3 protein-coding genes are annotated in these 2,834 nt (G+C 48.3%); 1 reads left to right on the top strand and 2 read right to left on the bottom strand.

The features are described 5' to 3' along the window. The first annotated feature begins 506 nt into the window (after positions 1-506). Entirely contained in the window at positions 507-1,169 is a 663-nt protein-coding gene (gene radC, locus AB7U36_RS21820) for a RadC family protein (RefSeq protein WP_428161706.1), read from the top strand. 10 nt (positions 1,170-1,179) lie between these two features. On the opposite strand, the gene AB7U36_RS21815 is transcribed toward radC, so the two are convergent. Both AB7U36_RS21815 and AB7U36_RS21810 read right to left on the bottom strand, forming a co-directional pair. Continuing rightward, on the bottom strand, positions 1,180-2,481 hold the full coding sequence (locus AB7U36_RS21815; RefSeq protein ID WP_428161705.1) for a TRAP transporter large permease: 1,302 nt from the start codon (positions 2,479-2,481) through the stop codon (positions 1,180-1,182). Continuing rightward, positions 2,478-2,834: TRAP transporter small permease (locus tag AB7U36_RS21810; RefSeq protein WP_428161704.1), on the bottom strand; the 357-nt coding region annotated here is incomplete at its 5' end. The genes AB7U36_RS21810 and AB7U36_RS21815, both read right to left, overlap by 4 nt.

The raw sequence follows: 2,834 nt of genomic DNA, 5'->3' as shown, positions 1-2,834 counted from the left end.
GTAATCTATAAAAAACACCCGCACGACCCTATAGGCCATTTGCCGATTTGCCGGCAGATGGCCTATTCTCATGAATCTCATCTCAAATCCGATTGTCAATCTTTGTTTTCATGATGCCGTCACAGCGTTGAAAAAGTCAAAATGTTTTGCAATTTGCTGTAATATTGGAGAAATACTAATGGCGTTACACTACTTTGATTGTTGAGATACATAACAATTTAAATATAACCAACTTGATTTAAAGAAGAAATTGATTCAATTGCCTGAATCAGGCGAAATGAAAAGCGTTACACTATTTGAATCTCATCAGACAGCCAAGCCCCTTGATGTGACGGATGTGTTAATCTGGTGTTTTACAACTTTCACTTGAAGTGTTTTTTGCTGATTGATTTGAAAATCGGAAAGCTGACCTATCTGCCCAGTGAAGAAGAATTCGAAAAAGAGCTGCAGCGGGAGCGACACCGCATAGAGGAGACAAAATAATTTTTACCGATGAAAGGAGAAAAATGCCAAAACGAATTTCAGATCTCCCGGAGCAAGACCGGCCCCGTGAAAAACTTCAGAAAAACGGCGCTGATGCGCTGTCAGATCTGGAGTTATTGTCAATTCTTATTGGTTCAGGCACGTCAAAAAGCCACGTAACAGCCATAGCAAAAAAAATCATAAGTGTAATTGATGAAAAAGGAATCCGGCTTGCCGTAAATGATTTGACAAAGGTGGATGGTATTGGAATTGCCAAGGCATCAATCATAATTGCCGCGTTTGAATTTGTCAGAAGAAGAATAAAACCGGAAGGGCTAAAAATAAAAAAGCCGGTAGATGTACTGCAACTTATTCAACATTACGCGGACCGGCCCCAGGAACATTTTATTGCCATCTCTGTAAATGGCGCAAATGAAGTGATGAATATACGGGTGGTTACCATTGGCCTGGTAAATCAAAGCCAGGTTCACCCCAGGGAAATTTTTGCGGATATTATTACAGATAGAGCCTCTGCCCTGATCATCGCCCATAACCATCCCTCTGGAAATTTAGCCCCAAGCAGGAATGATATTTTAGTCACTGATAAAATCAAATCAGCCGGTCAAATACTTGGCATCAACTTGCTGGATCACATTATTTTCGGAAAAAAAGGATATTATTCATTTCTTGAACAAAAGCAATTGTAATCGTGGCTTTTTACAGCAGTCCCGGCAGAAAGGTAATGATCCAGGGAAAAACCATGAGCAAAACAATGCAGATCAGATAGGCTGGCAGAAAAAAAGCAACCCCTTTAAATACTTCATTTAAGGAACTGCCCTTGGCCATACCGGCCACCACATAGGTGGTGGCACCCACGGGCGGGGTGACTGCGCCAAGGGTTGTGACCACGGTGATGAGAACCGCAAACCAGATGGGGTCGCAGCCCATCTGGGCGGCCACGGGAAAAAAGATGGGAATAGTGATGAGCAAAAGGGCCAGGGCATCCATGATGGCGCCGCCAATGGCGTACATGCCGAATATTACAGCCAGGATTACGGGGTCAGGAACGTTCAGGTCCGCCACCCACGAGGCCATGTTAAACGGAATACGGGTGATCGTTAAAAATTTGCCCAGGATCATGGCTCCTGCGATAAGCATGATGACCATGCAGGAGACCCGCAGGGTATCCATGGTGGCTTTTTTAAAATTTTCCCAGGAGAGCCTCCGCTGGACCAGGCTGATGGCCACGGCGAAAAAGGCCCCTGCCCCGCCAGCTTCGGATGGGGTAAAATATCCGGCATACAGCCCGGTCATGATCAGAAAAAACAGAATCAGCATCTCAGTGGCACCGGACAGCGATTTGATACGTTCCCTGAAATTGGCCCGGGGGCCGGCCGGTCCCCATTCGGGGTTCAGGCGGCAGACCACATACACCGTGAGCAGCAGCAGCAGGCACAAAAGAAGGCCGGCCCCAATGCCGCCGTAAAAAAGCCGTGCAATGGACTGTTCCGTGGAAAGGCCGATGATGATCAGCACCACGGACGGCGGGATCACAACCCCCAGGGTGGAGCCGCAGGCAATGGACCCGCAGGAGAGCATGGGCTTATACCTGAAATTGGACATCTGGGGAAATGCCACTGTTGTCATGGTGGCAGCAGTGGCGGTATTAGACCCGCAGATGGCGGCAAATGCAGCGCAAGCCATGATGGTGGCCATGGCAATGCCGCCCCGGATGTGACCGACCCATTTATAGGCCGCTTTGTAGAGGCGCTCGTTGACCCCGGAATAAAAGGCGATCTGTCCCATGAATACAAACAAAGGGATCACGGTGAGCCCGTATGTGGAAAACACCGACCAGATTTCCTGGCTGACCATGTTTACACCGGCATTGACGTTGAGAATATAGGAAAAGCCGCCAAAGCCCACCAGGGCCATGGCAAAACTTACAGGCATGCCGAACACGAACAGCAGCAGCAGCAGGATGGCAATCCCAAGGATGCCCACCAGGGTCAGGCTCATTTGGAATCCTTTAAGAGAAACAGTTTGATCAGATCAATAAACAGCATGGCAGCCAGCAAAAAGCAGCCAAAAGCAACGACAAAGGCAAAGGGGTAATAAGCCATTCTAAGGGTTTCCGATACCTCGCCTGTTTCAAGAAGGGTCATGCCCCGCAGAGCCACAAACCAGGCTGCCACAAGAAAAAAGGCTGAGCACATCGCGGTGTTCACGGCAAAAACAACTTTTTTGACAGCCCGGGGAAACCGGCTGATCAAAATGTCCGCATGGATGTGCTCTCTTTTTTTCTGGGTAAATCCCTTGGCAAGGGCTGTAATTACGGCCCCTGCAAACCCCATGATTTCATAGGTGCCCCG

Source organism: Desulfobacter sp., from assembly GCF_050177295.1.
Note: the sequence above shows the minus strand (reverse complement) of the source record. Positions and strands in the feature narration are given on the sequence as shown.